16 protein-coding genes are annotated in these 26,163 nt (G+C 55.1%); 6 read left to right on the plus strand and 10 right to left on the minus strand.

Annotation, left to right across the window (positions count from 1 at the left end; all coding sequences use genetic code 11):
• Window positions 1-93: 93 nt before the first annotated feature.
• Window positions 94-2,025, minus strand: a complete 1,932-nt coding sequence (gene dnaG / locus OSO_RS41680; protein WP_010581774.1) for a DNA primase — start codon at window positions 2,023-2,025, stop codon at window positions 94-96.
• Window positions 2,026-2,664: 639 nt separating this feature from the next.
• On the opposite strand from dnaG, the gene OSO_RS0101285 reads away from it, so the two are divergent.
• The 3 genes from OSO_RS0101285 (at window position 2,665) to OSO_RS0101295 (ending at window position 8,731) form a co-directional block, all read left to right on the plus strand.
• Window positions 2,665-7,398, plus strand: coding sequence for a DUF3320 domain-containing protein (locus tag OSO_RS0101285; RefSeq protein WP_010581776.1), 4,734 nt, complete (start codon window positions 2,665-2,667; stop codon window positions 7,396-7,398).
• Window positions 7,399-7,550: 152 nt separating this feature from the next.
• Window positions 7,551-8,006 carry an SRPBCC family protein gene (locus tag OSO_RS0101290; RefSeq protein ID WP_010581777.1) on the plus strand — a complete coding sequence of 152 codons (456 nt, stop codon included), beginning with the start codon at window positions 7,551-7,553 and terminating at the stop codon, window positions 8,004-8,006.
• 56 nt (window positions 8,007-8,062) lie between these two features.
• Window positions 8,063-8,731 carry an ABC transporter ATP-binding protein gene (locus OSO_RS0101295; RefSeq protein WP_010581778.1) on the plus strand — a complete coding sequence of 223 codons (669 nt, stop codon included), beginning with the start codon at window positions 8,063-8,065 and terminating at the stop codon, window positions 8,729-8,731.
• A 213-nt stretch (window positions 8,732-8,944) separates the two neighbouring features.
• On the opposite strand, the gene OSO_RS0101305 is transcribed toward OSO_RS0101295, so the two are convergent.
• The 8 genes from OSO_RS0101305 to OSO_RS41700 all read right to left on the minus strand — a co-directional run bounded on the left by OSO_RS0101305 (window position 8,945) and on the right by OSO_RS41700 (window position 20,713).
• The gene (locus OSO_RS0101305; protein ID WP_157604928.1) at window positions 8,945-9,127 is read right to left on the minus strand and encodes a hypothetical protein; all 183 of its coding nucleotides are present in this window, start codon (window positions 9,125-9,127) and stop codon (window positions 8,945-8,947) included.
• A 245-nt stretch (window positions 9,128-9,372) separates the two neighbouring features.
• A complete protein-coding gene (locus tag OSO_RS0101310) occupies window positions 9,373-10,143 on the minus strand; it encodes an SDR family NAD(P)-dependent oxidoreductase (protein WP_010581780.1) in 771 nt (256 codons plus the stop codon).
• Window positions 10,144-10,258: 115 nt separating this feature from the next.
• On the minus strand, window positions 10,259-12,298 hold the full coding sequence (locus OSO_RS0101315) for an ABC transporter ATP-binding protein (protein WP_010581781.1): 2,040 nt from the start codon (window positions 12,296-12,298) through the stop codon (window positions 10,259-10,261).
• A 139-nt stretch (window positions 12,299-12,437) separates the two neighbouring features.
• Window positions 12,438-14,492 carry a redoxin domain-containing protein gene (locus OSO_RS41685; RefSeq protein ID WP_010581782.1) on the minus strand — a complete coding sequence of 685 codons (2,055 nt, stop codon included), beginning with the start codon at window positions 14,490-14,492 and terminating at the stop codon, window positions 12,438-12,440.
• A gap of 320 nt (window positions 14,493-14,812) precedes the next feature.
• On the minus strand, window positions 14,813-18,745 hold the full coding sequence (locus tag OSO_RS41690; protein WP_010581783.1) for a cobaltochelatase subunit CobN: 3,933 nt from the start codon (window positions 18,743-18,745) through the stop codon (window positions 14,813-14,815).
• A 41-nt stretch (window positions 18,746-18,786) separates the two neighbouring features.
• Window positions 18,787-19,134 carry a DUF2149 domain-containing protein gene (locus OSO_RS0101330; protein ID WP_010581784.1) on the minus strand — a complete coding sequence of 116 codons (348 nt, stop codon included), beginning with the start codon at window positions 19,132-19,134 and terminating at the stop codon, window positions 18,787-18,789.
• Entirely contained in the window at window positions 19,127-19,678 is a 552-nt protein-coding gene (locus OSO_RS47295) for a MotA/TolQ/ExbB proton channel family protein (protein ID WP_010581785.1), read from the minus strand. The genes OSO_RS0101330 and OSO_RS47295 overlap by 8 nt, the downstream gene beginning before the upstream one ends.
• 39 nt (window positions 19,679-19,717) lie before the next feature.
• Window positions 19,718-20,713, minus strand: coding sequence for a DUF1559 domain-containing protein (locus OSO_RS41700; protein WP_162130502.1), 996 nt, complete (start codon window positions 20,711-20,713; stop codon window positions 19,718-19,720).
• Between the two features lie 264 nt (window positions 20,714-20,977).
• Here OSO_RS41700 and OSO_RS52420 point away from each other — a divergent pair, with 264 nt between their 5' ends.
• Complete coding sequence (locus OSO_RS52420) at window positions 20,978-21,199, plus strand: HupE/UreJ family protein (RefSeq protein ID WP_157604930.1); 222 nt, start codon at window positions 20,978-20,980, stop codon at window positions 21,197-21,199.
• A gap of 64 nt (window positions 21,200-21,263) precedes the next feature.
• On the plus strand, window positions 21,264-22,418 hold the full coding sequence (locus OSO_RS0101350) for a XylR family transcriptional regulator (protein ID WP_010581788.1): 1,155 nt from the start codon (window positions 21,264-21,266) through the stop codon (window positions 22,416-22,418).
• Window positions 22,419-22,808: 390 nt separating this feature from the next.
• Here OSO_RS0101350 and OSO_RS0101355 read toward each other — a convergent pair whose 3' ends face one another.
• Window positions 22,809-23,765 carry a LysR family transcriptional regulator gene (locus OSO_RS0101355; protein ID WP_083842752.1) on the minus strand — a complete coding sequence of 319 codons (957 nt, stop codon included), beginning with the start codon at window positions 23,763-23,765 and terminating at the stop codon, window positions 22,809-22,811.
• An 81-nt stretch (window positions 23,766-23,846) separates the two neighbouring features.
• Here OSO_RS0101355 and metE point away from each other — a divergent pair, with 81 nt between their 5' ends.
• Entirely contained in the window at window positions 23,847-26,132 is a 2,286-nt protein-coding gene (metE, locus tag OSO_RS0101360; RefSeq protein WP_010581790.1) for a 5-methyltetrahydropteroyltriglutamate--homocysteine S-methyltransferase, read from the plus strand.
• The last annotated feature ends 31 nt before the right edge of the window (window positions 26,133-26,163 follow it).

A 26,163-nucleotide genomic window follows, 5' to 3' on the forward strand; every position in this document is an offset into this window, starting at 1 on the left:
TGCAACTCCTCGGAAGGGTTTGTTCCGTGTAAATTCTACTGTGGTCGGGAAGTGGTTGTTCTCAGATTTACAAAACGCGTTTCACCGACATATTCACTTTGCCGTACGTTTGCGATGAAATCGCAGGGCTTGTTCCAAGACAGCGCGACTTTCCGCAGTTAGGTTTGCCGTCTCTGACGGACGTTCAACTAGGAGACTTTTGGAAGCCTCGTGGGCATCATGGCTGCGTCTCCACTTCATCCCTTCAATGACTCGTTGCAATCCCGCTTCCGCAGATTCCGTGCCCACCGCCGACGATCCCGCTGAACTTTTGGGATCAGTACGCCGCGGAGACTGATCTTCGATCCACACCACCAGCCGTTTCAACTCGGGACATTCGATTCGGGCGAGCATTCGGTCATAACTTGGTTCAACAGCCTCTTCGTGCATGTCAAACCAAATTGACAAGATCTCGCGAAGTGCCTCGTGACGGACGTCATCAAGGCCGATTTCTTGCCGAGCGGCATGTATTAGGTCCGGGTGTGTAAAGAGTATGTGGAGAAATTCGCACTCCAGCATTTCGTCCTTCTTGAGATTTCGCTGAAGCGAATCAACGAGTTGCGCTCTTCGGATCTGCGTAGGATCTCCACCTGGACTGCTTGCGGCGATTTTCCGATCTGTAGCACGTGACGTTGTCGCTGGCTGACCCGATCGAATCTGCTTTAATCGTTTTCGAACATCGACTTCCGATATTCCCAATCGTTGCGGCAAGCGTCCGACCAACAGATCTTCCTTCAGCGAATTCACGATTCCTGGCGACAGCGTCAGCAAGTTTAGCATACCTTCCAGAACTTGCTGGCGTCCGTTCAGCGTCGTTTTTCCGTGTCGATTGAGCAGTAGTCGCAACTGATACTCGATGGCATCGGGGGCATCCTCGGCAAGTCGTAACAATGCATCGCCGCCTCGCTGATCGATGAACTCGTCCGGATCCAGCTCATCGGGAACGGTCAAGATTCGCAAATCGACATCTTGAGACAAAAATCGCGGAATTGCTTTTTCTGCCGCTTCGACTCCAGCGCGGTCGCCATCGAAAATCAGAATGACGCGGCTTGCCAGTCGCTTCAGAACCGTGACATGTGTTTCCGTCAGCGCGGTTCCAAGGGTCGCCACGGCGTTCAAGATTCCGCCCTGATGCGCCTTGACGCAATCGGCATACCCTTCCATCACCATCACGATTCCCGTTTTCTTAATGGCGTCACGCGCGACATCCAGCGCATAACAGACCCGACTTTTCGAAAATACGGGAGTCTCACTACTGTTCAGATATTTCGCGTCCGACTTGGCCTTTGAATCGGGAAGAATACGTCCCCCAAATGCCACAGTCCGTCCACGTTCGTCGTGAATGGGAAACATGACGCGATCAACGAACTGATCGTAAAAACCGGATCCACCATACCCAGACGCGCTGTCACGCTCTTTTGCGAGCGAGGCGCGAACGAGCAATTCCGGATCGAACCGGCCTTTTGCCCGTTGCAACAGCCAGTCCCAACTGTCCGGGTGATATCCCAATTTGAATTTGGCGATGGACGCGCTATTAAATCCGCGTTGATGAAGATAGTTCCGCGCGCGTTCGGCAATGGCGGTTGTCAGCAAACAATGATGGAATTCTTTCTCGGCCCATTCGAGAGCGTCGTAAAGATGCGGCTTCTCTTTGGGCTCTGCAGGACCGCGGGCATAGCTGGCGGGCAGTTCCAATCCGGCCCGTTTTGCCAGTAGCTCCAGCGTTTCACGAAAATTGATGCGGTCATTTTCCATCACAAATGAAAAACAATCACCACCCTTCCGGCATGACCAGCACATATAGGTCTGTCGCTCAGGGTTGACCGTGAACGACGGATTATGATCGTCATGAAACGGACAGAGGCCTTTAAAGTCACGTCCCTTGTTAAACAAGGCCACGGTTTCGCCGATCAACTGCACGATGTCCGTGCGTGCGCGAACAAGTTCTTTGAATTCATCTGGCGATGCACCCACATTCGCAGACATCCGCGCTCCCCCGATAAAATCAGCCGCACGGAAACTTGACCCGCTTGCTGCTAACGACCTTCCCGAAGAATCAACGAGACAGAAATCGGTCCTGTACGAGATGGGCATGAATGCCGTCCGAGACAGACCAACTTCTCAGACTCGTCCGTGATCAACTCAAGGCATGCGATGCCAATCAAATGACTTAACGGATCTCGCACGAGAATCGCCGGTCAACAAATCCACTCATGCGATTGAAGCTGACGACAAGTTAATGCAGAAACGTTGGATTCAAACCGCTGTTGATCGAGACGCAGAAACGTCTTGTGATAACCGAAACGAAGCGGAGAATCAGCATACGTACTAGGATTGTAACTCCCTTTTTACATCCGTCAAGGACCGCACTCGATCGGTGAAGTTGACTCATCTTGTTGCAAGTGTCGCCTATAACGTGTTTTGCGTTCGTATTTGCGAGGACGTGACAACGCGCCTCAATCCACGCGCGAGACGTGACGTTCCGGCTGGATTCCGCGGATCGAACTTCCCAAGATTGCGTGCAGCATCAACGATGACCTGCCCCACATCGGAAGCAGGTGCGGAATTGATGTCGCTTGCACTCCGAATGAACATTCTTCCAAGGTCGATGAATTGAGTCTTGGCATGCCGTCTGAAGAATCCGTTGCCAGCGTCCTTGATCGAACACGTCAGAACCTGCTTGACCTGTCGCTCCGCAATCGGTTGATCAATTCCCCCCGCGGTGAAACGAGATCGCAACGACTGGATGTCATCGACGAACGATCCGAAGATGTCTTTCGGATTCTCGTTCGTGACGAAAAGGCGATGACATTTCTCGCCGCACGCGAGGAGGACGCATTGACCGTCGAAAGCGGGGCGTCTCTTGAGAGCGAACTGCCATTGCCCGTCATCCTCAATGAACTTGATGAGACCGTCGAGGTCCGGTATCGCGACAAACAACTGCAGACGCGTTTGGCAGCGGCGCCTCTCCACGAGCGATTGCTGAGCTTGTACTACGATGCCCGCACGTTTGAAGAGGAACAAGGGGTCAGCAGTCTGTTTCTGGCGTTGGGCTTTCTCGAGTGGTACGAAGAAGCGGAAACCGATAAACCCCGATTTGCACCATTAGTTCTGATTCCCGTTGATCTGACCCGAGCGTCCGCTGCGACTCGGTTTCGTTTGGCGTTTCGAAGTGCGGATCTCGAAACGAATCTTTCACTGCAGGCGAAATTGAAAGTCGAATTCGGACTCGACCTTCCCGAGATTGGTGAGTCGGATGAGTTCGTTCCGAGTCGGTATTTTGCCGCCGTCGAGACGGCCATTCGTGATCGCGCGACTTGGAAGGTCCACCCAAACGACATCGCGCTCTCGTTCTTTTCGTTTGCCAAATTCCTGATGTTTCGCGATCTCGACCCCGAGACATGGCCCAGCCACGCGCCATTGATCCACCATCCGACGTTGCGCAGCTTGCTGACGGACGGGTTCGCCTCGACTTCGCCGCTGTGTGACGACGACGCGTCGATTGATTCTGTCATTTCCGCAGATCAGATGATCCATGTGACCGATGCGGACAGTTCGCAAGCACTCGTGATTGAAGAGGTGCGGCGTGGTCGAAGTCTTGTCGTACAGGGGCCGCCCGGAACGGGTAAGTCGCAGACAATCACAAACATCATCGCGACCGCAGTGCATGCGGGGCAGAAGGTGTTGTTCGTCGCCGAAAAAATGGCCGCACTCGAAGTTGTCAAACGGCGTCTCGATCACTTGGGGCTCGGTGCGATCTGCCTTGAACTTCACAGCCACAAGGCCAACAAGAAGTCGGCCCTCGAAGATCTGAATCGCACGATCGAACTGGGCCGCCCGCGACTCGCCGATCGCGATGATCGGATCCGACGGCTGGATGAGGTGCGTGAGGCACTCAATCAGCATGCGGCGCTCATGAATACGCCGCTCGTACCTGCCGGACCGACCCCATTTGAACTGATCGGCGAACTTGTCGCACTCCACAAGACGCTGGACGCAACGGTCTCAATTCCGCTGGACAATCCCGTCCGTTGGACGAAGTCGGAGTTCGAACAGCGTGTGCGTCGACTCGGGGAATTCCAGACGTATGTCGCGGACTTGGGTGACGTGTCAGTGCACCCCTGGCGCGGTGTGCGTCGACGGCCTGCACTCTTGCCGACGGAACTGCAGACGCTTCGTCAGCTCATCCAACAGCAGTTGAAGTCACTTCCCGAACTGGTGAAGCAGGGGGGCGCCCTGGCGGTGGGACTGAATGTGCCGTCCTGCCGCGAGAATTCGCTGGCGTCCATCCGGCGCCTCGTTCAGCTTGGCCGCATGTGCGTCGATCGACCGGTCCTCGACCGCGAGGCGATTGTCAGCTCTGTATGGGAGACACATCCCTCACAGATTCGTCGACTGGTTGAAGCGGGTCTGGGAATGGTCGCCGCGAAGCGGGCACTGAATGGAATCGTCATCGAATCCGCTTGGACCGCGGACCTGATCGAGACGCGACGCGCGCTCGCGACGCATGGCCATTGCTGGTGCTGGTTCTTGTATCCCGACTACTGGCGAGCGATTCGATCACTGCGGGGTCTGGTCCAGGAGGTGCTGCCGTCACGGCTGACCGAGCAACTCAAAGTGATCGACTCGATACTACAGTATCAGACCGGCAGAAAAGTGATCCAAGGTTCGGATGAATCCATTGGCCAGCGCGCGTTCGGTTCTCTTTGGGCGGGTGAATCGTCTGACTTTGAATCTCTGCAGCGAATCGTCGACTGGGAACAGCAAGGCCGTGAGGCCTTATTCGAACACCCATTCCGACGCGTGACGGCTGAAATGGTCGACGCCCAACCAATCAGGCCACTCATTCACGCCGTTGAAGAAACTTCCAGAGCGGTCGATGCGGGTTGGCGGTCGGTTGGGCAGATCTTGGAGTTCGATTGGAAGGAGGGATTTGGCGATGTCGTCGTCGATCCTGTCCCCTTCACAACGTTGATGGATCGCATGACCGCATGGGATGGCGGCTACGAACTATTGTCCAAATGGAATGGCTATCAGCTACGACGCGTGGATCTTGAGCAGGCCGGATTTCGGCCACTTCTTGCCGAATTTGATCGAGGGGCCTTGGACAAAAAACATCTCGTCGACGGTTTCCGGCAATCATATTTCGAGGCGTTACTAAAACATCTGCTGGAGACGCAACCAGCGCTGGCGCGTTTTCATGGCGCGTCCCATGAGCTGCAGATCCATGATTTTCGAAAGCTCGATCGCGAAAGGATGGATTTGGCGCGGTCGGAAGTCGCGCGATCACATTTCGTCGGCATTCCGCGTGAATCGGGGCTGGGTGAAATGGCAATTATCCGGGGCGAAATTGCGAAGAAGCGGCTTCATCGCCCCATTCGAAAATTGTTACGCGACGCAGGCCGCGCGGTGCAGGCAATCAAACCTGTTTTTATGATGAGCCCGATTTCGGTGGCGCAATTTCTCGAACCAGGCGTCTTGGAGTTCGATCTGCTGGTCATGGATGAGGCCAGCCAGGTGACGCCGGAAGATGCCTTGGGAGCCATTGCCCGCGCCAAGCAAGTTGTGGTTGTCGGGGACAGTCGGCAATTGCCGCCATCTCGCTTCTTCAATAAATTGCTGGAAGGAGGTGACGTCGACGATGAGACCGATCTGGCGAGTTTGGACAGTGTATTGGGGCTCTGTGTCGCACGCGGACTGCCACAACGCATGTTGCGCTGGCACTATCGCAGCCGTCATCATTCATTGATTGCCGTTTCGAACCGCGAATTTTATGACAATCGGCTGTGCGTCATTCCCAGCCCCTCGACCGCGCGGCCCGGTGTCGGCCTTGAGTTCCGCTATATCGAGGCCGGTCGATTTGATCGTGGCGGGACGGCAACCAACCGCCGGGAAGCCGCCGCGATTGCGGATGCGGTCATCGAGCATGCGCAGACAAACTCCACGAGTTCACTGGGGGTCGTGGCATTTTCGGTGTCGCAGCGCGATGCCATTCGAAGCGAGCTTGAGGCGCGGCTCAGACAGTCTCGGGGGCTGGAAGCGTTCTTTGCCGCAGATCGCCATGAAGCGTTCTTCGTCAAGAATCTGGAAAACGTGCAAGGTGATGAACGCGATGTCATGATGATTTCGGTTGGTTATGGACCCGACGCATCCGGTCAATTGACGATGAATTTTGGGCCACTTGGAATGGAAGGAGGGGAACGTCGACTGAATGTGCTGATCTCGCGGGCCAAACAGTCCTGTCTCGTCTTTTCCTCGATCAAGGCCGAGCAAATTGATCTTTCACGCGCCCGCTCGCGCGGCGTTGCGGCTCTCAAGACGTTCTTATCGTTCGCATCCACGGGACGGTTGGACGGAACCGAGCCCTCGGCAAACGCTCCGGGATCTGTCTTTGAACAGCAAGTGGGCGAGGCTCTGGAGCGTGAAGGATTAACCGTTCATCATCGCGTCAGTACCACAGGTGCTGCCGTCGACCTGGCGATCGTCGATTCCCAGAATCCCAATCGCTACTTACTGGGGCTCGAGTGTGACGGAGCGACCTATCAGGCCAGTCGCTGGGCTCGCGATCGTGATCGTCTTTCAGAGTCGGTGCTTCGTGATCGAGGTTGGGAACTGATGAGGGTTTGGAGTCTTGATTGGCTCCATCGCCCCGACGAACAGCGAAACGCGGTGCTGGCGGCGTTTGAACGTGCGAAGACCGAGATCGAACGACGCGAACTTCAAGAATCAGAGCACCGCTTGACATCAGGTTCAGGCAATCCTGCGATCGAGCGTGATGAGGCGGCGCTACTCGAAGACTGTCCGATTTCCCCTGGTACCCCTTATGTCGAAGCCCGTTTCGCAGTTCCCCATGAAACGCCAATTCCAGAACTGTCGCTCGATCGCATTCGGCAGGTTGTCATTGATGTGATGGCGGTCGAGTCGCCTGTTCACCGCAGCGAGGTAATCAAACGAATTCTGGGGTTGTGGGGGCAAACGCGTTTGGGGACATCGATATCGCGCGCACTTGATGCGGCGATTGATGGCTTGATTGAGAATCTGCTGATCGCGCAAGATTCGGAACAATTCCTGTCGCTCAGTTCGAATTCCGAGGTTCCCGTCCGATCGCGCGTCGACGTTGAATCGGCAGGACTCCGAAAAGCCGAACTGATTCCTCCCATCGAAATCGATGCGGCCGTCGTACAGCTTGTCACGCAGCAGTTCGGGATGACGCGCGACCAGCTCTCGACGGCGGTGGCTCGACGCCTGGGGCTAAAAATGGTCACTCCGAAACTGCGTTCCGTGATTCAGGAACGGTTGCCGCTGTTGCTGGAGAGGCAGGCGTTTTACGAGCGCGATGGCAAGTTGTATCTCGACTAAGCGGTGCGGGTGGAACCACCGACGAACTCACGTCATTTGGCTCGTCGATTTTTGCGAACGAGTTCTGATGCCATAACCCTCCTCGACTTGTTGCCTTTCGACTACGATACTCGGCGGAATTGCTAATTCATTACTGCCTCAGGACGCTTGGAATGCCGATTTTTGAGAGTCGCACGGAACTGTACACGACCCAGCACGAGTTATTCGATTTCATTCTGCGTCCTGTGAATCTTGAGGCGATCGCCCCGCCTGACATGCAGTTTGTCTATGTCGAGCCACCCGAAGTTGTCACGCTTGGGAGCCGACTGACCTGCAAGGCGCAGGCTTACGGTATGGTTCAGCAATTGACGTACGAGATCGTCGATCTGAAGTCGCCGACCGGCTTCCGTGAAAAAATGGTCGAAGGGCCGCTGAAACTCTGGCTGCATGACTATATCATCGAACCACACTCATCGCCGGACCGTGTGACCCTAGTCAATCGGATTGAGTTTGAACCTCCCGGCGGCCTGATGGGCTTCCTGGTGACCGCAGATCGAATTCTCGAGGCGCTTGACGATGGCTTCGACTATCGTCGCGGGCTGCTGGAAAAGCGATTTGCGAAGCAATAAGGCCTGCCGTCCGACCATTGAACACGTCCGCGCGATCTCAATCAAGGAAAACGTCGATGTCACTTGAACTGCGAAATGTGACGAAAACCTATCGTGATCCCAGCGGCGGTCGAGTTCCCGTGTTGAACGTCCAAGAGTTCAAGCTGGATGCGGGCGAGCAAGTGGCGCTGATTGGCAGCAGTGGTGGCGGTAAGACGACTCTGCTGAACATCATCGCGGGAATTACATCGGCCGATTCGGGAGACGTTTTGATCTCGGGAACGAATATCGCGAAATTGCCTGAAGTCGCGCGTGACCGATTTCGCGCAGAACGAATCGGATATGTGTTTCAGACGTTCAATTTACTGCCCGCGTTCACCGCGCTTGAAAATGTCTTGCTGGGCATGAGTTTCGGTGGTCGCAAGGCCGATCGCAGCCGTGCGATCAAGCTGCTCGAACGAGTCGGTCTGGGGCATCGATTGCACCATCGACCGGCGCAGATGTCCGTCGGCGAACAGCAGCGTACGTCGGTGGCCCGGGCGCTGGTGAATACCCCAAGGCTTCTTCTGGCCGATGAACCGACGGCGAACGTCGACGTGGCCAATCAAGAGACGGTTCTGCAACTGTTGCGCGAATCGTGTCGAGAACACGACGTTTCGCTGCTGCTGGTGACCCATGCCCAGGATGTGGCAGCGCAGTTTGATCGCGTCGAGAAGCTGTCGGATTTCAACCGAACTGCAGTCTGACGGCGTGCGGATTTGCACGGCTTCACACGAGCCGACAAACGCGGTGCTATGGCCATGGTGTTGTCGCGACAGCCCGAACGACGGATGGCCCCCTGTTCGGAACTGTTTTTTTTCTCAAATTGTCAAATAGCTGACATGCACCGGGATTGGAATGTTCTGAGCATCTTGATCGAGGTGCGCATCTTGATTCAGAATATATTGCCCTGAAACAACTTACGTCTGCATCATTTGATTTCGAGAATTGAGCACCTTGACCGTCTTGATCGACATGTGCAAGGGGCCCCCTTTTAGAGACGCCCGTTTTACGGAAGCGCGATCGGCAATTGATGAACGACGGATTGCAAAATGACAGTTCGTCGATGCCACATCGGTCTTGTCGGTGCAAACGACGGTCATTTCGATTCCCTTCTGACACAGTTTCATCGAGGCCTTTGATCTTCACACTCCCCACGGTCTGACACGGCGGACGTGGTCTGGTCGCGCCACGCGTCCGCTGTTGGACGGTCAGTGTTTTCTAATCATACGATCTCGGCCGATCGTGTCAGGACCAACTTGAGTCTATGTTCCAAACGTTTAGAAGACTCGTGGGTGGGATTCCGGAGTGCCCGTGACGCGATGCGTCTCGTCAGGACTCATTCTCGTTAGAAGGTCTTACACAAGTTACCGCCGTCGACAAGAAGCGTCGCACCGGTAATGTAGCTGCCAGCGTCGCTTGCCAGCAGAAGCGCTGGGCCGGCGAGTTCGCGTGGGTCAGCCCAGCGCCCGAGGGCCGTTCGCTGCGCGAATGTGTCCTGCTCCGCCTGACTGAGAACACTCTTGGGGAGATCCGTCAAGAACGGCCCCGGAGCGATGCAGTTGCAAGTGATTCCGTGGGGTCCCAGATCAAGAGCCATGGCGCGTGCCAGGCCGATCAGTGCCGCCTTCGTGGCGGAATAGCAACTGCGGCCCGCTTTGGAGGCCAGGCCCATCACAGAGGAAATGTGGATAATCCGCCCCCAATGACGCTGCTTCATCTGTGGCACCAGTGCGCGAGAAAGACTCATACACGAGGTCAGGTTGAGTTCCACGATGCGATCCCACATGTCGTCCTCGATCTCGTCGATCATTTGAGGCACATTCGAACCGGCATTGTTGACGAGAATGTCGACGCGTCCCATCGCTTCCAATGCCGAAGCGGCAAGCTTTTCGACATCCTGGCGGTTGGTCATGTCGGTCACGAACGCGCGGCCTCGCACCCCTGTCCCCTTCAGGATCTCGGGCAGCGCATGCTCCAGTTCATCGGCATGTCGGCTGCAAATGACAATGTCCGCTCCCGCTTCGGCAAATCCACGAGCCATTGCCAGCCCAAGCCCTTTGCTGCCGCCGGTTACGAGTGCCACTTTGCCGGTCAAATCAAAGAGTGGAGAAGGCATCGATTGTTTCCTTGTCGAAGTGATTCCGATGATCCGCGTTGGAGAGAAAACACGTTCGCAGTGTAAACCGCGATTCGGCAATCCGATAGTTTCGAGGTGGCTGTGCGACCTGCCGCTAGCCCGCGCGTTTGAGTGTTTGTGCTTCAAACAGCTTCTGGTATTCGGGGCAGGTGGCGAGCACGGCGTCATGCGCCCCAAAGGAGATGACACGCCCTTCGTCCATGACCAATACGTGCGTGACGCACTCCAGCAAGGTGGGCGTCATCGCATGCGTCACGATAAACGTCGTGCGGTTCGGGGCGAATTCCCTGAGGGTGTGGTGGATGCACTGCTCGCTTTGCGTGTCGATGGCGGATGTGGCTTCGTCCAGAATCAGGATTGCGGGGTCACGCAGAATGGCCCGGGCCAGTGCCACGCGCTGCCGTTGTCCACCCGACAACCGGTGCCCTTTGTCGCCGATCTGCGTCTCGAATCGATCGGGGAGTTGATTCACGAAATCGATGACGTAAGCCTTTCGTGCGGCCTCTTCAATTTCGGCATCGGTGGCGTTGGGGTTTCCGTAACGGATGTTGTCCGAGATCGACCAGTCGAAAAGCAGGGTTTCCTGTGTGACAAATCCAATCTGTCGCCGCAATTGTCGAGGGTCAACATCGCTCACATTCGTGCCATCAATTCGGACCTGTCCCGAATGGGGATCGAAGAATCGCGGCAGAAGATTGATCAGTGTCGATTTTCCGCAGCCATTGCTGCCGACAACGGCAACGGTCGAGCCGAAGGGGATCGACACCGTGGCGGCATCGAGTGCTTTTCGCCCGAGTTCTTCCGACTCAAGGCTCGAATAGTAGAACGTGACCTGGTCAAATTCGATGGATTGCCGATGCCGTGGCAAGGCGACCGGAGTGGGCGACAATTTGACAAGCGACGCACGGTCCATCCAGGCGAACAGGCGACCACAAGCGGTGGCCGATTTCTTCAACTTCGAATAGACACCCGACAGTTTGCGGCCGGGGTCGAGGACGCCCGCCAGGCAAGTGTAGAGAAAAGCGAGATCTGAGACGGTCATCTGCTCGGCGGCAAGCTGAACTCCCCAGATCGATTTTTGATGACGAAGTACGAGATACGCGCCGGGCAGCGAGGCGATAAAGACGCCGCACATCGCCAGAAACTCTACGGAAGGGCTGACCATGACGTCGATCCGCAGGATGCGCATCGCCTTTTCGTAGTATGTGCGATGTTCGAGTGCCAGTCGTCGGCGGTGCAAGCGTTCGTTGCGGTAACTTTGCACCGTCTTGAGCGAAGAGAGCGCTTCTTCGAGAACATGATAGACACGCGACATACTTTCCATCTGTCGCTTTGCCGCATGTTTCAACTTCTTTCCCAGTCGACCAAAAAACAAGGCGAAGATTGGTGCACACACAAAAGCCAGCAGCGTCAGCCGCCAGTTCGCCATGAAGGCGCAACCGATGAAGATGATCGCCTTCATGGGTTCAACGATGATCTTGCTGCCGAGCAGCAAAAGCCCATGAGCCACCTGATGCAGGTCAAATGTGAAGCGTGACATTAAACGCGGCGTGGTTTCCAGCGCCAGCGTCTGCTGATCCAGTTTTAATGAACTGCGGTAGAGTCGCACACGCAGCGATTGGAGCACTCTCTGCACGACCTGTCCGACGAACATCTCCTGGAAGAACGAGCAGGTCTCTTTGAGCAGTGTCAGGACCAGCAACAACCCCAACAGAAAACCCAGGAAATTGAAGCGATCCGTGGGAATATAGGGAATCAGAATGGTCTCAAACCATTGATAGATCGCCTCCTGACGTTGAAGCCCCGTCTCGATCCCCTGAACGCGTTTAAGCTCGCGCTGCAGATTCTGGACATCCTCGTTCGAATTGGCGGCAACCCAATCGGGATCTTTGAGCTGATCACTGATCCGAGATCGCTTATCGGCTTCTGCTTCGATTTTGGACTGAGTGTTTTGGAGTTCGTCGCGCACGTGTTGCGCGGCGTCTTTACCTTCCAGAAGCAGGCGAACGGTTGGATAAACCAACGAAAGCTGTGCGACCGCGAAAACGGCGGCTCCGACCGACAAGAACACGGACACAATCAGTGCCCGACGTTGTTGGTAAATGAACGGACCTAGGCGCGCAAGGCTTTCCACGATGACATCCCTGTCTCAAAGCGATTGCGGGAATTAGACACGGAAGCGCGCGGCGGGTCCAGACAAGAACTGCGCCGATGGGGCGGGGAAGTCATCACCGCATCGGGAATGACAGGGAAGACTCAAACTTCGCCACAACCTATTTCTGCGCCACATCTTCCGGAATGCGCAACAGATTATTTTCCTTGCGGCCCACGATCTGTAGATTGCCGGGGTCGTTCTGAAGAATCTTGCCATCGATCATAAACTTGTATTCATGTCGCCCCGGTTTCAGTCGGATCGTGGTCGAATAGCGGCCCGTGGCGTCGGGGCCTGTCATGGGGTGTTCGGTCGGTTTCCAGTCATTGAACGTTCCTACGACGGCGACAGTCTTCGCTGCGGACGTGGGCTGATACGAGAAGGTGACCTCATAATCATCGGTGCCGATGGATTTGATCTGGGGAGGCCCCTGCAGCAGATGTTGGTCAGCAATCACGGTCTCAATTTGCGCGACCAGCATCTCTTCCCAAGTTTGATCCCCCCACTCCACCGTTTGCGAAGAATCGGGATTGGAGGGATTCTTGTCGGTATTGTTGTACCAGGCAGAGCAGACGAGCTTCGTCCCGGCGGGAAGGGTCAGCGGCTTGGAAAAGGAGTAGATGTTCTGCCAGTTGAAATCGTAACGGGGCACATCCAGCAGCATCGTTCGTTCGCCATTGGGTGCCAGCGATTCAATTCGAAATGCTTTTCCCCGCAAATGCATGTGCGGCATCAGTGAAATCAAATGCATGTCGCGTCGAAATGTGTGCTCGGCCTTGATCAAGACATTGTCGGTATTCGGAGGGATTCGCAGGTGAGGATTGATGATCGCGTCGGTCAGCAATTGTTTGTCAACTTGTTTCCGGTCCGCGAAGACCAGTCCGATGCGACTGAGGTCCGTAGCGGGAGCGCCATTGGGGGTGTAATGCGCTTGTAGGTACAGCTTCGACCCGGCAGGGATTCGACGCGCCGTTCCAGATGCGGCTCGCCAAACAGGCATGCCCGGAGCGAATGTGGCGATCGAGTTTTGCAACGCGGCGGCTTCGGCGGGATGTTCAAATCCGGGAGGGGTATAGAAGAGGATCAGATGGTGTACGACCGCACGATTTCCTGGCCGTGCTTCCGACTCAGCGATCCACATATCCTTTTCGAACGTGACATTGATGGGAAAGAGTTGATACTCAACGGTTCCTTTAGCGGGCACCGAGAATGCTTCGCTCATCGACAGCACGAGATCAGGCTGCGTGATTTGCCAGCCGTCGGCGAACTGACGCGCCGCGGGCAGATCCGAGGCAGCACCTTCGGGCATTCCGTTGTCAATCCAGGCAAACAGGCGCTGCTTGTCTTCTTCAGGCAGCCGACGATCGTTGGCGAATGTTCCGGCATGCGAATCGGCGTGCCATGGAGGCATCCGACGATCCTCAATGACCTCGCGAATGGTGGAACTCCAGTTCACAACATCGTCGTAGCACGACAGCTCGAACGGCCCAATTTCACCTGCGCGGTGGCAGTGGATGCAGTGCGTCTGAATCAGTGGCGCGATGTGCTTCGTGTAGGTGATCTCACCCCGCGGCGCAATCTGACGTGCGCGTCCGATATGGCATCCGGTGACCGGCGTGCTGGGCGTGGAGGCGTCTTTACCGGACAAAAGTTCGTCCAGCGCCAGGACGAGATCTTCGCGTTGCGGCTGGCTGCGGCTGAAGCCGACCCCATATTGATCGTCGACACGTCCATGGTAACGAACCACCCGCTGGGGATCGAGAACGAAGATCTCGGGGGTACGGCGTGCCGCAAACTGGTCCGCAACAGCGTTTCGCGGGTCCTTGAGAAATGGGAATTCGATCTTGGCCACACGTGCATACTGTGCCATTTCGATCAGGGTGTCTTGCTGATTGGCATCAATGGCGACAAACGCGACTTTGCGACCATCATACCGTTTGGCGAGTTCACCGAGTCGCAAGCCATAATGTTTGGCGAGCGGGCATTCGGTTCCCAAGAAGGCCACGACCACGAACTGACCATCCTTCAAGTCGGCAGAGTCATGTTCGGCGCCGAGGAAGTCATGCAATTTGAAGTCACCAATCTTCCGACCAATCGCAGTGGGATCGGCTCCGACCGCGACAGAGATCGCGATGACGTTCAGAAAAGCGAATAACATCGTGCTCAGGAATCGCATCAATCAGTCTCCTACGCCCACGAATCGAACACGGCGGCATCAGTCACCGTTCACAGCCCGAAGAGAGGGGGACAGGCACATTTTCTCGGCTCAACTGGAATCCATAGTGCTTCGACTAGGGTCATGCTTCCCTTTACCGCGGGAAAATGAGCCAGCCCCCCCGGCCTTTAAACGGTGACTCGAAATCATAGCAAAGTTGTCTCATATTGAAACAATGGTTAACTGTTAACATTCGAAGAGAGGGGACAATCACAAACAATGGAGACATACAGAATCAAAGATTAATGATCTCAGATGATGTTTCCCACAAAACGGTTCGATTAATTGCGATTGAGCTGAGTGATTGCACCGATGAGCAGCGGCACGAGGCATGAGGCCATGATGAGAGTACCGAATGTCTCGAGTGATTCTGGAGTGCCCGGTGTTTCATTCTGGAATTCTTCGTCAACCTCTTCCATCAGAAAGCCTCGGATTTGAGAACCTGGCAGTCCACCGTCACTCGATTTCTCAAGCGTCGTGGTGTCGTGCCACGCCGACTTGTCCGCCAACCGTCGAGAGAGTGTGATTTCCAAGCGTCCGCCGGTGGCGTCTTCAACTTGATTTTTCCACTGGCTTACCAACACTGGATCGAGACCGTCGTTCGATTCCGCAATTCCGTTCACGAACATCTGGAGTTCTGGGTTGTCACAGGTCAGCGTGTCGCAGGCGACGCCGTGTTCAGCAATCCCTTTCACATAGATCTCGGCCAGTTCGTCGCGCGTCGTTTCGCTGGGGTTCCAGTATCCTTTTCGCGCAACCTCTAGCAGTCGCCCTGCCATCGCTTCACGCGCGTGAGGATTGTTCTGACGATAGAAATCGTCCAGCCCCAATTGGTACCGGTCTTTAAGCCAGACTTCATGCAGTTCCTGCCATTTTTCGGCCCCCACGGTTTCGGGATAGACCACCTGCCAACCCCATAGATATTCGGTACTCTTCCAGACCTCGCGCGCCCCAGCGTAGCCCTCTGCCTGCATCCCCTTGATGTACTCTGGGTTCAGCAAGCGCGAGCGAAACTCCTGACCCAGAAATCGCTCAATGGGTTCGTGTCGCTCTTGCCCAGGCGTTCGGAGATCGGTCACAAGCATCGGCGGGCTCTTTCCACCTTGAACACGCCGAATTCCGAGGGCAATACTGCCTCCGTATCCAAAGTAGTCATCATTATCGAGTGTGGCATAGAGTTTACTCGAGCGCGTGTGGATGATGCGTTGAGTACCCGCAAGTGCCGAACGAAATTCTGTCTCCATGCATTTGCCCCATGCACCGCGCCCATAGCCGTGGCTCATGCGTCGGATATAGACCTCTGCCACCTGATCCTCACTATCCCACGAGCCGCTGGCAGAAGCCATGGCGGCAAGTTTGCTATCGTGCATCCCGCTTGGTTCGGCAAAGAATCGGATATGTGCTCGCAACTTTGCCTCGTCAGCGCTCATTCCAGTCGCGCTCAGTTCCGCCGTCAATTTGTCAATGTTTTCGCGAATCGGATTGTCCGCTTCCGGAGAATTGGCCGCCAACTCCACAGCTTGATCGAACAGCTCGACCAGTATCGGAAATGTGTCTCGGTAAAGACTGGTACCATGCATGATCACGTCCACGCGTGGTCGGCCGAGTTCTTCTCGCGGGATCACATCCAGGCCTGCGACCCGTCCTTGTTTGTCGCGTTTCACGCGGACGCCCAAGAGCGCCATCGCTTGTGCTTCCTGTACGCCGGAGTGCCTGATCGTCTCCACGCCCCATACTTGAAGCGCAAACTTTCGCGGCCATTGACCTTCCTTAGACCGAAAGTCAGAGACAAGCTGGTCCGCCAGTTTCTTACCGAGTTGGTCAGCACTTTCGGTCGGAATGGTGCGAGGGTCGAAGGCGTAAAAATCACGTCCTGTTGGCAATGCCTTGGGATTCCGCACGGGATCATTTCCAGGCCCTGGCGCGACATAGCCGCCATCGAGTCCATGCAGCAGCGCTGACAATTCCGCTGGACCGCACGCGATCAAGTTTTTGCGACCAGTCTCCGCGGCTTGTTCGCCATGTGCCCCCGAAATCAAATTTACGAAACCATCCAGTCGTTCACCCTCGGGCGAAACACCGAAGGTATGCATTCCGAACGGAACGCTCTGCGCACGCACTTGTTCCAGATAGTCTTCTAATGTACTAAAGCGACCTTCAGCATCGGGGTTGGCACGTCCGGTCTCGTCCCAACCCCTGTCCGCCAGATCCTTGTCGATCCCTTGCTCAAAAACGGCCCTTTCGATCTCGGCTTGAGTCTGTGCGAATGCCTCACCGCCTTTGGAACGCTCCTCTCGCCAACGCTGCACAAAATCCTGCAACATCTGGAGTTTTGGTGACAATGCGCTGAGCCCCAGAGCTGGCGTGAGATGGTCAATGACCACCGCCGCACCGCGCCGTTTGGCAACGATGCCCTCACCAATGTCGTCCATGATGTACGGGTAGAAGACAGGCATATCACCTGCAAGGACTTCACCGGCGTCAAATCCTGCCAGCCCAGATTCTTTGCCGCTTAACCACTCGTGCGTTCCGTGCGTACCAGTGTGGATGACCGCATTCGCCTTGAACTCGTGCTGCAGCCACAAATAGGTGGCAATGTACTGATGATGCGGTGGCAAATCGTGCGTCTGATAGAGTGCGGCCAAATCTTGCGTGCGGCCGCGATCAGGCTGCACAAGCACGACCACATTTCCAAGCTGGATCGTTGGCAAGATGAACTGAAGTTGGCCATCGTTCCGGACAGTCATAATGTCAGCGTTCTCCGGAGGTCCCCAATGTTTCAAGACGTCATTACGAAATCGTTGCGGCAGCGATTCGAACCAACGCTGATAGGTGCTCAGGGGAATGGTGACGACATTGCCCCCGGCAACCAGCTTTTTCAGTTCGCCGGGAGCCCAGCGCGCAATGTTGCGACCGCGTTCGACCACCAAATTTTCGACGGTGGTCGCGTCTGGGAAATCTTGAACTCGATAGCCGGCCCCGCGCATCGCTTGCAAGATGACAGGTATACTTCGCACCACATTCAAATAGCTTGCGCCGACATTCTGTTTTCCAGGTGGATAGTTCCAATACATGAGCGCAATCCGTCGCTCTGGGATTGGCGTACGCCGCAAGTCGCTGAAAGCCCGCGCACGCGCCGCCACCCGCTCGACGCGATCTGGAATCGGTTGGGCCTCGACGCCAGTGCGGGTGGATTCAAGTCCCGCCACGACATTGTGAGGTGCCAGGCCAGTTAGCTCGGGAACTGCGAGTTGCCATGCCACTTCACCCGTTGTCAGGCCTTGTTGGCTGTCCCGCCATTCATCCACCGTGCGGCCGTAAACACGGATGGCATTGATGATAGGCACACCCAGTTGCGCCAGCGCAACTTCGCCGTCTTTGTCGGCAAACTTGAAATGCAGCGAGATGACCGCATCGACTCGTGACTTGCCCGCTTCGTCACATAATAACTCGGACACAACTTGGCTTGCGGGCTGGCCGAAGCAAACCACAGGTTGGAGACCTCGCTGGACGCAGGCATCAGCGATTGCCTTGGGAACCGCAAGTACTTCCCGACGTGCGCGCGTTGCGAATTCCAAGATCGCAACGGATGGCTTTGTCGAATCGGCCTTCGACAGCGTTTGCCACTCGGTCCATGTTTCGACCAGTCGCGGCTGACCGTCGACCCACGCCACATAGCCTTGTTCGGGTCGTTTCACGGGCGGAGTGACTTCAAGATCGGGGTAGCTGCCATAACGCCTGAGAACCAATCGCAGCATTTGCTCAACATCGGCCGTACCACCTTCCCTCCAGTAGGGCTCGATCAAGTTGTCTTGCTTTAAGCCGAAGTCCACGAGCGTTTCTTCGCTGATTCCCGTTCCACGCGGCCCGAAGGCCAGTCGCGTGCGCGCATTCAAGTTGCGGATGATTTCCGCATTTGCGCGGACCCACTTCGATTCCAGCAGCTCCACCAACACAATGTCGGCACTCGGGACGGCGTCACCACGCACGGTGTTACCAGGCGCTCGCACAGAGAAAGTCACATCACGAGCAATTTCTGAATTTGAGGAAATCAGGCGGTCGATTCCGTGATTCAGACTTTCGACAGCCGGGTCTGAACAGACGATTAAGACCGACAATGATCTGGGCGTGGGCTGTGAGATGACCTGCCGGAAAATCCAGGTCACGGCGATGAGAAATAGCCCAACCATTAGTGTGCCTGCCGCGAACCGCATCCAAGCTTCGTCCGGCTCTGGCACAACGTTTCTTGAATCGCTCACTCTTGACTTTCCGGAACATAAATCACCGTGCCATCGGCAAGTCGATAGGCGACTCCCAAACGAGTCCCATCGCCTGAACCGACTTGCTTTGTCATTCGCCGGATCGTCGTTTTCCGCCCTTCCTTCACCACGATCTCAAGACTGCCGTCCGACTTTTCGGTGGTGATCGTGACCTTGCTGTCCGCATCAAACATCGTCAGCAGGTTCAGCGCGCTGATTAACGCGACGAGAAAACCAAGAGCCAACAAAATTCCCGCTTCGAAAAGGTTGGCCACGTTCGCCAAAGGGTCATCATCACGCGTGCCGCCAAGCATGCCGAGTCCGGCACGAGTCCGCCTACGCATCGGATTCCTCCACGGCATGTCGAACCTCGGCGAGGTCAAGCCGGTACCAGCGTTCCTGCGTGTTGGCAATGACCCAGGCAAGGCTTCCGGAAAAGAGCCCGAAGACGGTTGTGCCGAACGAGAGCATCAGGCCGGCCGACAGGCCCTTGAGATTGTTCTCTGCCAATGCCTTAAGAGCCGGCCCCAGGGGAATCAGGGTGCCAATCAGCCCTAATGCGGGGCCAATACGAATCCAGAATCGCGCTCGATCGACGGTGGCAGCGAGCGAAGCTTCTGTCCGATCGATCGCTAACCACGCAGGGCAGCCTTGATCTTTTTCACACTGCCGAAGATATCTGGCAATCCCCGTTCGCCGGACCATTGCCAATGGCGGTTTGAGTCGGTCAGAAAACGCCTTCGCTTCACCACGCCGTTGAAAGCACTCCACCAAGAGGCCACCAAACAAGTAAAGCGTGTGAACCACTCCCAGGATGAGCATCACGCAGCAAGGCCAGAGCAATGCGTGCGAAAATGCGTACATAATCGACTGAATGATTTCGAACATTGTGATCCATGATCCGCTTAGATTTTCCCGAAGAACGCCCTATTCCGAGACAACGTCCCCTCCGCTTGCCGAAACAAGACTGATCAGCACTTGCATCGAAGTTGCTGCCCCAAGTCCGCGAACGGAGCCGTCACCCATCAATGCATTCACACTCGCTGTGTGGAACGAGTAAATCTCACTGTCGTTTGAGCAGTTGATGGCACATGGGCCGAGAGAATTCGTGTAGCCATTCGACTGCGCACCATCGATCAGGAACGCTCTCAGGTGACTTCCCCAAACGCCCCCCGTCGGAAAGGGTCGTGTCGCTGTTGTGGACCAGGTTCGGGGAGTTGTACCGTCTGGAATCAGCGTGGCTTTCTGAAAGAGCTGCGGACGTCCTCCGCACTCTGTGACAAGAATGGTATTTGAAAGGCCGTCTGTGACGGCGGCGATCCGTGAAATGTCAGATTTCAAGATTCCAATATTCGTGTTATCTGCGTATTTCACTGTCAAAGTGTTATTGAGTGCCGTACTAATTCCGGCAATGTTCGCATAGTCCGTGACGGCCCCGTAGTAGAAATCGCGAGGGGACGAAATAAACGTCGCCGTGGGACTTGCGTCGGGATAGCTGACGAGAATCGCCCAATCGAAACCGTCTCGATCAACTGTTGAAGGGCAACGATAGACTGGCAACTTCGTTTTGACCGCGGTTGCATTGGCTGGATCGTGCCAATGCGCACTCATCTCATACAAGTTGTAAACGTTGACCTGGTCGATGTTCGGAAGGATCGCCGTGAACCAACTGCAACGGGGATCTTTCCAGTGCGGCCCTGCGTAGGGTTGATACGAATGCGCGGGGAATGCCCCGCAGGACGACTCGTAGTTGAAAAGTGCGAGCCCAATCTGCTTCAGGTTATTCTTGCATTGGGATCGCCGCGCCGCCTCACGCGCTTGTTGGACTGCTGGCAACAGCAGGGCGACCAGAACGGCAATGATGGCAATGACGACCAAAAGTTCGATCAGCGTAAAGCCCCCGCGGCGCACTTGAAGTCTCATTCGTTTCGTCTCAAATACTGATGGCATGGCACGGTTCACAACCGCGAGTCGATTCCGAAGCTTACGGAAGTCCGTTTCGAGACTGAATGTGATCTTTTGCGGAATGAGTTGTGATTTTTCGTCGTGGATTGAAACAATCGAAAACTTCGACAAAATGTGGCTCGACGTGATGCAACGTCTCGCAGTTCACTGGAAAGAGCTGTCGATTTCACACGCAAGTCCGAGGGAATGGTCAGCAATCAAAACGAATACTCTGGACATATCATGCGTGACCATTTGAGACTTTTTGTACTCATCGATTTCGTGGCTTTCGGCAGCACTCCGCTTCGAGCACACCCTCACGACAATCACATCGCTCTGCCGCTTCAGGTTCGGGAGTCCGATGGGTTTTCGTCCGGATTGGTGCACCGGTTCACTGGCATGGACCACCCGTTGGCGAAGTTGGCAGTCGGCATCATTCGATTCACGTCGGCGGATTGTTTCTGATGTTTCAAGCCTGCATCAACTTGAACTGCTCTGTTGGCCGACGCAACTTTGACGACTTCGCTGCATGAATGCTCAGCCCCCTCTACGAAAAGTCCTCCTTCTTGTCGAAGCGTCGAGTGCCTTCACACGGAGGTTGATTCGCGGAGTCGCTTCGTACAGTCAATCTCACGGGCACTGGCTGATGACGTTGCGCGAACGGCGAACGTCAAAGTCGTTGCCACTGCTTTGCGACTTGTCGTTATTTGATGGCGTGATTGCCAGAATGGAAAGTGAGGAAGTCCATCAAAAAATCGCAGAGTCTGGTGTTCCGTTCGTGAACGTCAGCGGAACGAATTTCAACAAACGAATTCCGTGGGTGACCGTCAACAATGACTCTGTCGTTCGTTTGGTTGTTCAAGAATTTCGCAACAGTGGGCATCAGGATTTCGCGTTTTTTGGGCCGGTTCGCCATGCGTGGAGCTGCCATCGCGAGACGGCGTTTCGTCAACTGATTTCGAAAATGGAAATGACATTTTGTGGCACCTTTCTGGCCGATCTGCACGGCCCAAAAGAACCTACCGAAGTGCGAAGAATTGGTGAGTGGCTGAAAACATTGCCCTCCCGTGTCGCAATCATGGCCGCAAATGATTTCTGTGGAAGCCGCCTTCTCCAAACCTGCCACACCGCGGGATTCTCGGTGCCCGATCAAGTCGCGGTGATCGGTGTGAATAATGATGAACTACTCTGCGAACTAAGCTATCCAACTCTGACGAGCGTCTCTCCCAACACGGAGAAAATAGGGCACGAAGCGGCTGATATACTCAATCAACTGATGTCGGGAAGAAGCGTCAGTCCGAAAACCATCGTCGTCGAACCGCTCGGAATCGAATCTCGCCGATCGACGGAGAATCCCGCAAGCGTTGATCCGTTCGTTGGGCTGGCCTTTCGGTTCATCCAACAGCACGCCTGTGACGGGATCAATGTCGAGGACCTCCTCAAAATTGTTCCCATGTCGCGCACGTCTCTTGAAACGTCTTTTCGTCAGCTCGTTGGACGCAGCCCGCACCATGAGATTACGCGCATTCGCCAGGAACGAGCAAAACGGCTCCTTGCTGATGGAATATTGCCAATTGCGGAGGTGGCCAGGCGCTGTGGATACTCGACTGTCGACTATTTCAGTGCCGCCTTCAAGCGGTTGGAAGGTGTTTCGCCGTCTGCATATCGCCGAATAAACACTTGATTGCTTACCGCGAGTTCTTTGATGTTCACTCTCTGAAGCATGCAAGGTATGTTGTGGCGCGTGTCGAACCAATCGGCCGTATGCAGCGGCGTCATTGCTTCAGTGCATTGGCTTGAATACGCCATTCCATCTCAAACCACTCCGGTCCTGAGACCGCAGCACAGGATTTTGTTTTTCGGCAGATCGTACCTTGGTTCGATCACCTTGATCGATGGCGACTTTGTTGATCCAAGGGGCGTCATTTCGGTCAGCTGTAACCGTTCTCACGCCGGGGATAGACTCATTTTCCTGCGGCAAAGGAAGGCTTACCCTCGTCGATACACCGTGGATTCCAATTGAACCGGGAAAATGTGCCCGTCCCCCTCTCTTCGGACTGGGAACGGATACGGGTTAGCTTCGGACCGATTCACTGGAACGAGCCATGTCGACAAATGCCTTCATGTAATCAATCTCGGTGTCTTTCTTTCGCAGGCCGAGAAAGATCTGTTTGTCGACACCCTTCTTGCCCAGGCGGACCGGAAACAAATCGAATCGCGTTTGCTGCTCCATGACAAGCCATCGCGGCAGCGCTGCGACACCCCGACCACAAGCGACCATCTGCAGAATAATGTCTGTTGTTTCAATCAACTTGTGCCGTTTCGGAGTGATACCTGCCGGAGTCAGAAAGCGACTGAAGACGTCCAGACGATCGATCGAAACGGGATACGTGATGAGAGTTTCGTTCGCCAGTTGTTCAGGGTTGACGTATTTCGCTGTGCGTAAAGGATGTTCCTTTCCGACCACCAAGACTTGCTCGTAGTCAAATACAGGGACAAACAGAAGACCTTGTTTCTTAAGAGGGTCTGGAGTGACCAAAACATCGATATCGTACCCATAGAGCGCGTCGATGCCTCCGAACTGAAACTTCTGAATAACATCGAGATCAAGATCGGGCCATGCCTCTAAAAATGGAGCCGCGATCTTCAGCAGCCATTGATAGCAGGGATGACATTCCATGCCGATTCGCAAAGTCCCACGTTCCCCCTGAGCGTACTGATGAAGCTGTTGCTCCGCTCGTTCGAGCTGGGGCAGTAATCGATTGGCGACGGACAACAAGTATTCGCCACCTTGAGTGAGTCGCAGTGACCGTCCTTCGCGTGTCCAAATCCGCAGATCGAGCGATTCCTCCAACTTGCGAATCGCATGACTTAACGCAGGTTGAGTCACGTAGAGCGATTCTGCAGCCGCAGTCACCGACCCGAGTTGATCGATCGCCCTGACGATTTCCAGATGAATCCGTTCGATTGTCGACATTTTCTCGCCTTGCAACTCATGAGCAAAATTTATGCACTCGTGAAAAACTATCATTTTTATTCATGTTTCTGAAGAGCTAGAGTTCGTCCGCAACGGTTTTGTCTGAGATCGAATCAACACAAAAAGGATCGCGATATGGTCAGAACACACAATCTGGGCTTTCCTCGAATGGGAGCCGGCAGGGAGCTCAAGTTTGCCCTGGAAGCCTATTGGAAAGGCGAATCATCTCTTGATGATTTGAGGGCTGTCGGTGCGAACTTGCGTCGCTTGAACTGGGAATCTCAAGCGCAACTCGATCTGGTACCCGTCGGAGATTTTTCGTTCTACGACCAAGTGCTCGACATGAGTTTTACGTTGGGCAATCTTCCGGAACGAGTTGGCGGATACAGGGGTGACGCTCTCGACAACTACTTCCGAATTGCCCGCGGTCGCTCCGCCCCAACGGCCGCCTACGGCGAGAGTCAAGGCGTGGCTGCGGGCGAGATGACCAAATGGTTCGATACCAACTACCACTACATCGTCCCTGAATTTGACTCGAATACCACGTTCGAGCTGGATTCGTCTCATTTGATTCAGCAGATTCGCCAGGCCAAGTCATTGGGTGTCAACGTGAAGCCGGTCATCATTGGGCCCGTCACCTACCTCGCGTTGGGCAAGGTCAAAGATGACTCTGACAAATTGGCTCTCTTGTCGAGACTGTTACCTGTCTACCAAAAGCTGCTCGAAGCGATCGCCAGCGAAGGCCTCGAATGGGTTCAAATCGACGAGGCCGTTTTGGTGACCGAATTGGAACCAAACTGGACGCAGGCGTTCGAAACCGCATACCAGTCGTTGGCTGGCACCAAGATCAAGCTGCTATTGACGACCTATTTTGGAAAGCTGCTTGAGAATCTGCCGATGGTGGCGGGGCTTCCCGTTGCGGGCGTGCACCTCGATGCCGTCAATGCTCGCGACGAGGTTGATGCCCTGATTCAAATGCTACCGCCCGATCGCGTGCTGTCGCTGGGGGTCATCAACGGCCGCAATATCTGGAAGACAGATGTGAATGGACTGCTCGACTGGCTGGAGCCGGTGGCAACGAAACTTGGTGACCGGTTGTGGATTGCACCATCCTGTTCCCTCTTGCATGTGCCGGTCGACCTTGATGGCGAAACGAGGCTCGACAGCGAGATCAAATCGTGGTTCGCGTTCGCCAAACAGAAGCTCGAAGAACTGCGTGTCGTCAAGGCGGTATTGGAAGGGGGTCGCGCTGCGGCAAAGCCCCATTTGGATGCCAATCAAGCGGCCACGACGTCACGTCGTCAATCTCTTCGCGTCAATAATCCTGCGGTGAAATCCGCAGTTGCCAAGATTGACTCGCAATTGGGCCAACGCAAGAGCCCGTTTGCACTGCGGGCCAAGAAACAGGCCGAGATTCTTAACCTGCCGAAGTATGCCACCACGACGATCGGTTCGTTTCCTCAAACAGCAGACATTCGACGAGCGCGCAATCAGTTCAAGGCCGGAAAAATCGATGAGGCCGCCTATTCGTCGGCGATGCACGACGAGATCGCGCGTTGTGTGCGTGAGCAAGAATCATTGGGACTCGACGTCTTCGTCCATGGAGAAGCCGAACGAAACGACATGGTTGAATACTTTGGCGAGCAGCTTGACGGATACGCATTCAGCGAATTTGGCTGGGTGCAATCGTACGGTTCCCGCTGTGTCAAACCGCCAATCCTGTTTGGCGATATTAGCCGCCCGCAACCGATGACCGTCAAATGGATCAAGTATGCGCAATCGCTCACTAAGAAACCGATGAAAGGAATGCTGACGGGCCCTGTGACCATCTTGAACTGGTCGTTCGTTCGTGACGATCAGCCACGTTCGACCACGTGCAAGCAAATTGCCTTGGCGATCCGGAATGAAGTGCAAGATCTGGAGCAAGCCGGAGTGAAGATCATCCAGATCGATGAAGCCGCTCTTCGGGAAGGACTTCCACTGCGACGTTCCCAATGGCAAGACTATCTCGGTTGGGCGGTCGAGTCGTTCCGTATTTGCGCAAACGGCGCGGCGGACGAAACCCAGATCCACACTCATATGTGCTATTCGGATTTCAATGACATTATTGAAGCGATTGCTCACATGGACGCGGACGTGATCACGATCGAAACGTCTCGTTCCGACATGGAACTCTTGGATGTATTCGAAACCTTCAAGTATCCCAATCAGATTGGACCTGGAGTCTACGACATCCACTCACCGAATATTCCAACCGAAGAGCACATTATCGGTCTAATGCAAAAGGCCGCCGAACGGATTCCCCCTGAGCGATTGTGGGTCAACCCTGACTGCGGGTTGAAGACTCGTCAGTGGGACGAGGTCATCCCGGCACTGACCAACATGGTTGCCGCCGCGAAAACGCTTCGGTCAGCGGAGTAACCGTTCACCACCCGAAAAAGGGAGGGGGCGG

Origin of the sequence: Schlesneria paludicola DSM 18645 (assembly GCF_000255655.1) — a bacterium.
Taxonomy (GTDB): Bacteria; Planctomycetota; Planctomycetia; order Planctomycetales; family Planctomycetaceae; genus Schlesneria; species Schlesneria paludicola.

Excerpts from the sequence above, each read along its gene's own strand:
- dnaG (WP_010581774.1), bottom strand. The coding sequence starts at position 2,025 with ATGTCTGCGAATGTGGGTGCATCGCCAGATGAATTCAAAGAACTTGTT.
- OSO_RS0101285 (WP_010581776.1), top strand. The coding sequence starts at position 2,665 with ATGCCGTCTGAAGAATCCGTTGCCAGCGTCCTTGATCGAACACGTCAG.
- OSO_RS0101290 (WP_010581777.1), top strand. The coding sequence starts at position 7,551 with ATGCCGATTTTTGAGAGTCGCACGGAACTGTACACGACCCAGCACGAG.
- OSO_RS0101295 (WP_010581778.1), top strand. The coding sequence starts at position 8,063 with ATGTCACTTGAACTGCGAAATGTGACGAAAACCTATCGTGATCCCAGC.
- OSO_RS0101305 (WP_157604928.1), bottom strand. The coding sequence starts at position 9,127 with ATGACCGTCGTTTGCACCGACAAGACCGATGTGGCATCGACGAACTGT.
- OSO_RS0101310 (WP_010581780.1), bottom strand. The coding sequence starts at position 10,143 with ATGCCTTCTCCACTCTTTGATTTGACCGGCAAAGTGGCACTCGTAACC.
- OSO_RS41685 (WP_010581782.1), bottom strand. The coding sequence starts at position 14,492 with ATGCGATTCCTGAGCACGATGTTATTCGCTTTTCTGAACGTCATCGCG.
- OSO_RS41690 (WP_010581783.1), bottom strand. The coding sequence starts at position 18,745 with ATGCGGTTCGCGGCAGGCACACTAATGGTTGGGCTATTTCTCATCGCC.
- OSO_RS0101330 (WP_010581784.1), bottom strand. The coding sequence starts at position 19,134 with ATGCGTAGGCGGACTCGTGCCGGACTCGGCATGCTTGGCGGCACGCGT.
- OSO_RS47295 (WP_010581785.1), bottom strand. The coding sequence starts at position 19,678 with ATGTTCGAAATCATTCAGTCGATTATGTACGCATTTTCGCACGCATTG.
- OSO_RS41700 (WP_162130502.1), bottom strand. The coding sequence starts at position 20,713 with ATGAGACTTCAAGTGCGCCGCGGGGGCTTTACGCTGATCGAACTTTTG.
- OSO_RS52420 (WP_157604930.1), top strand. The coding sequence starts at position 20,978 with ATGCGTGACCATTTGAGACTTTTTGTACTCATCGATTTCGTGGCTTTC.
- OSO_RS0101350 (WP_010581788.1), top strand. The coding sequence starts at position 21,264 with ATGAATGCTCAGCCCCCTCTACGAAAAGTCCTCCTTCTTGTCGAAGCG.
- OSO_RS0101355 (WP_083842752.1), bottom strand. The coding sequence starts at position 23,765 with ATGATAGTTTTTCACGAGTGCATAAATTTTGCTCATGAGTTGCAAGGC.
- metE (WP_010581790.1), top strand. The coding sequence starts at position 23,847 with ATGGTCAGAACACACAATCTGGGCTTTCCTCGAATGGGAGCCGGCAGG.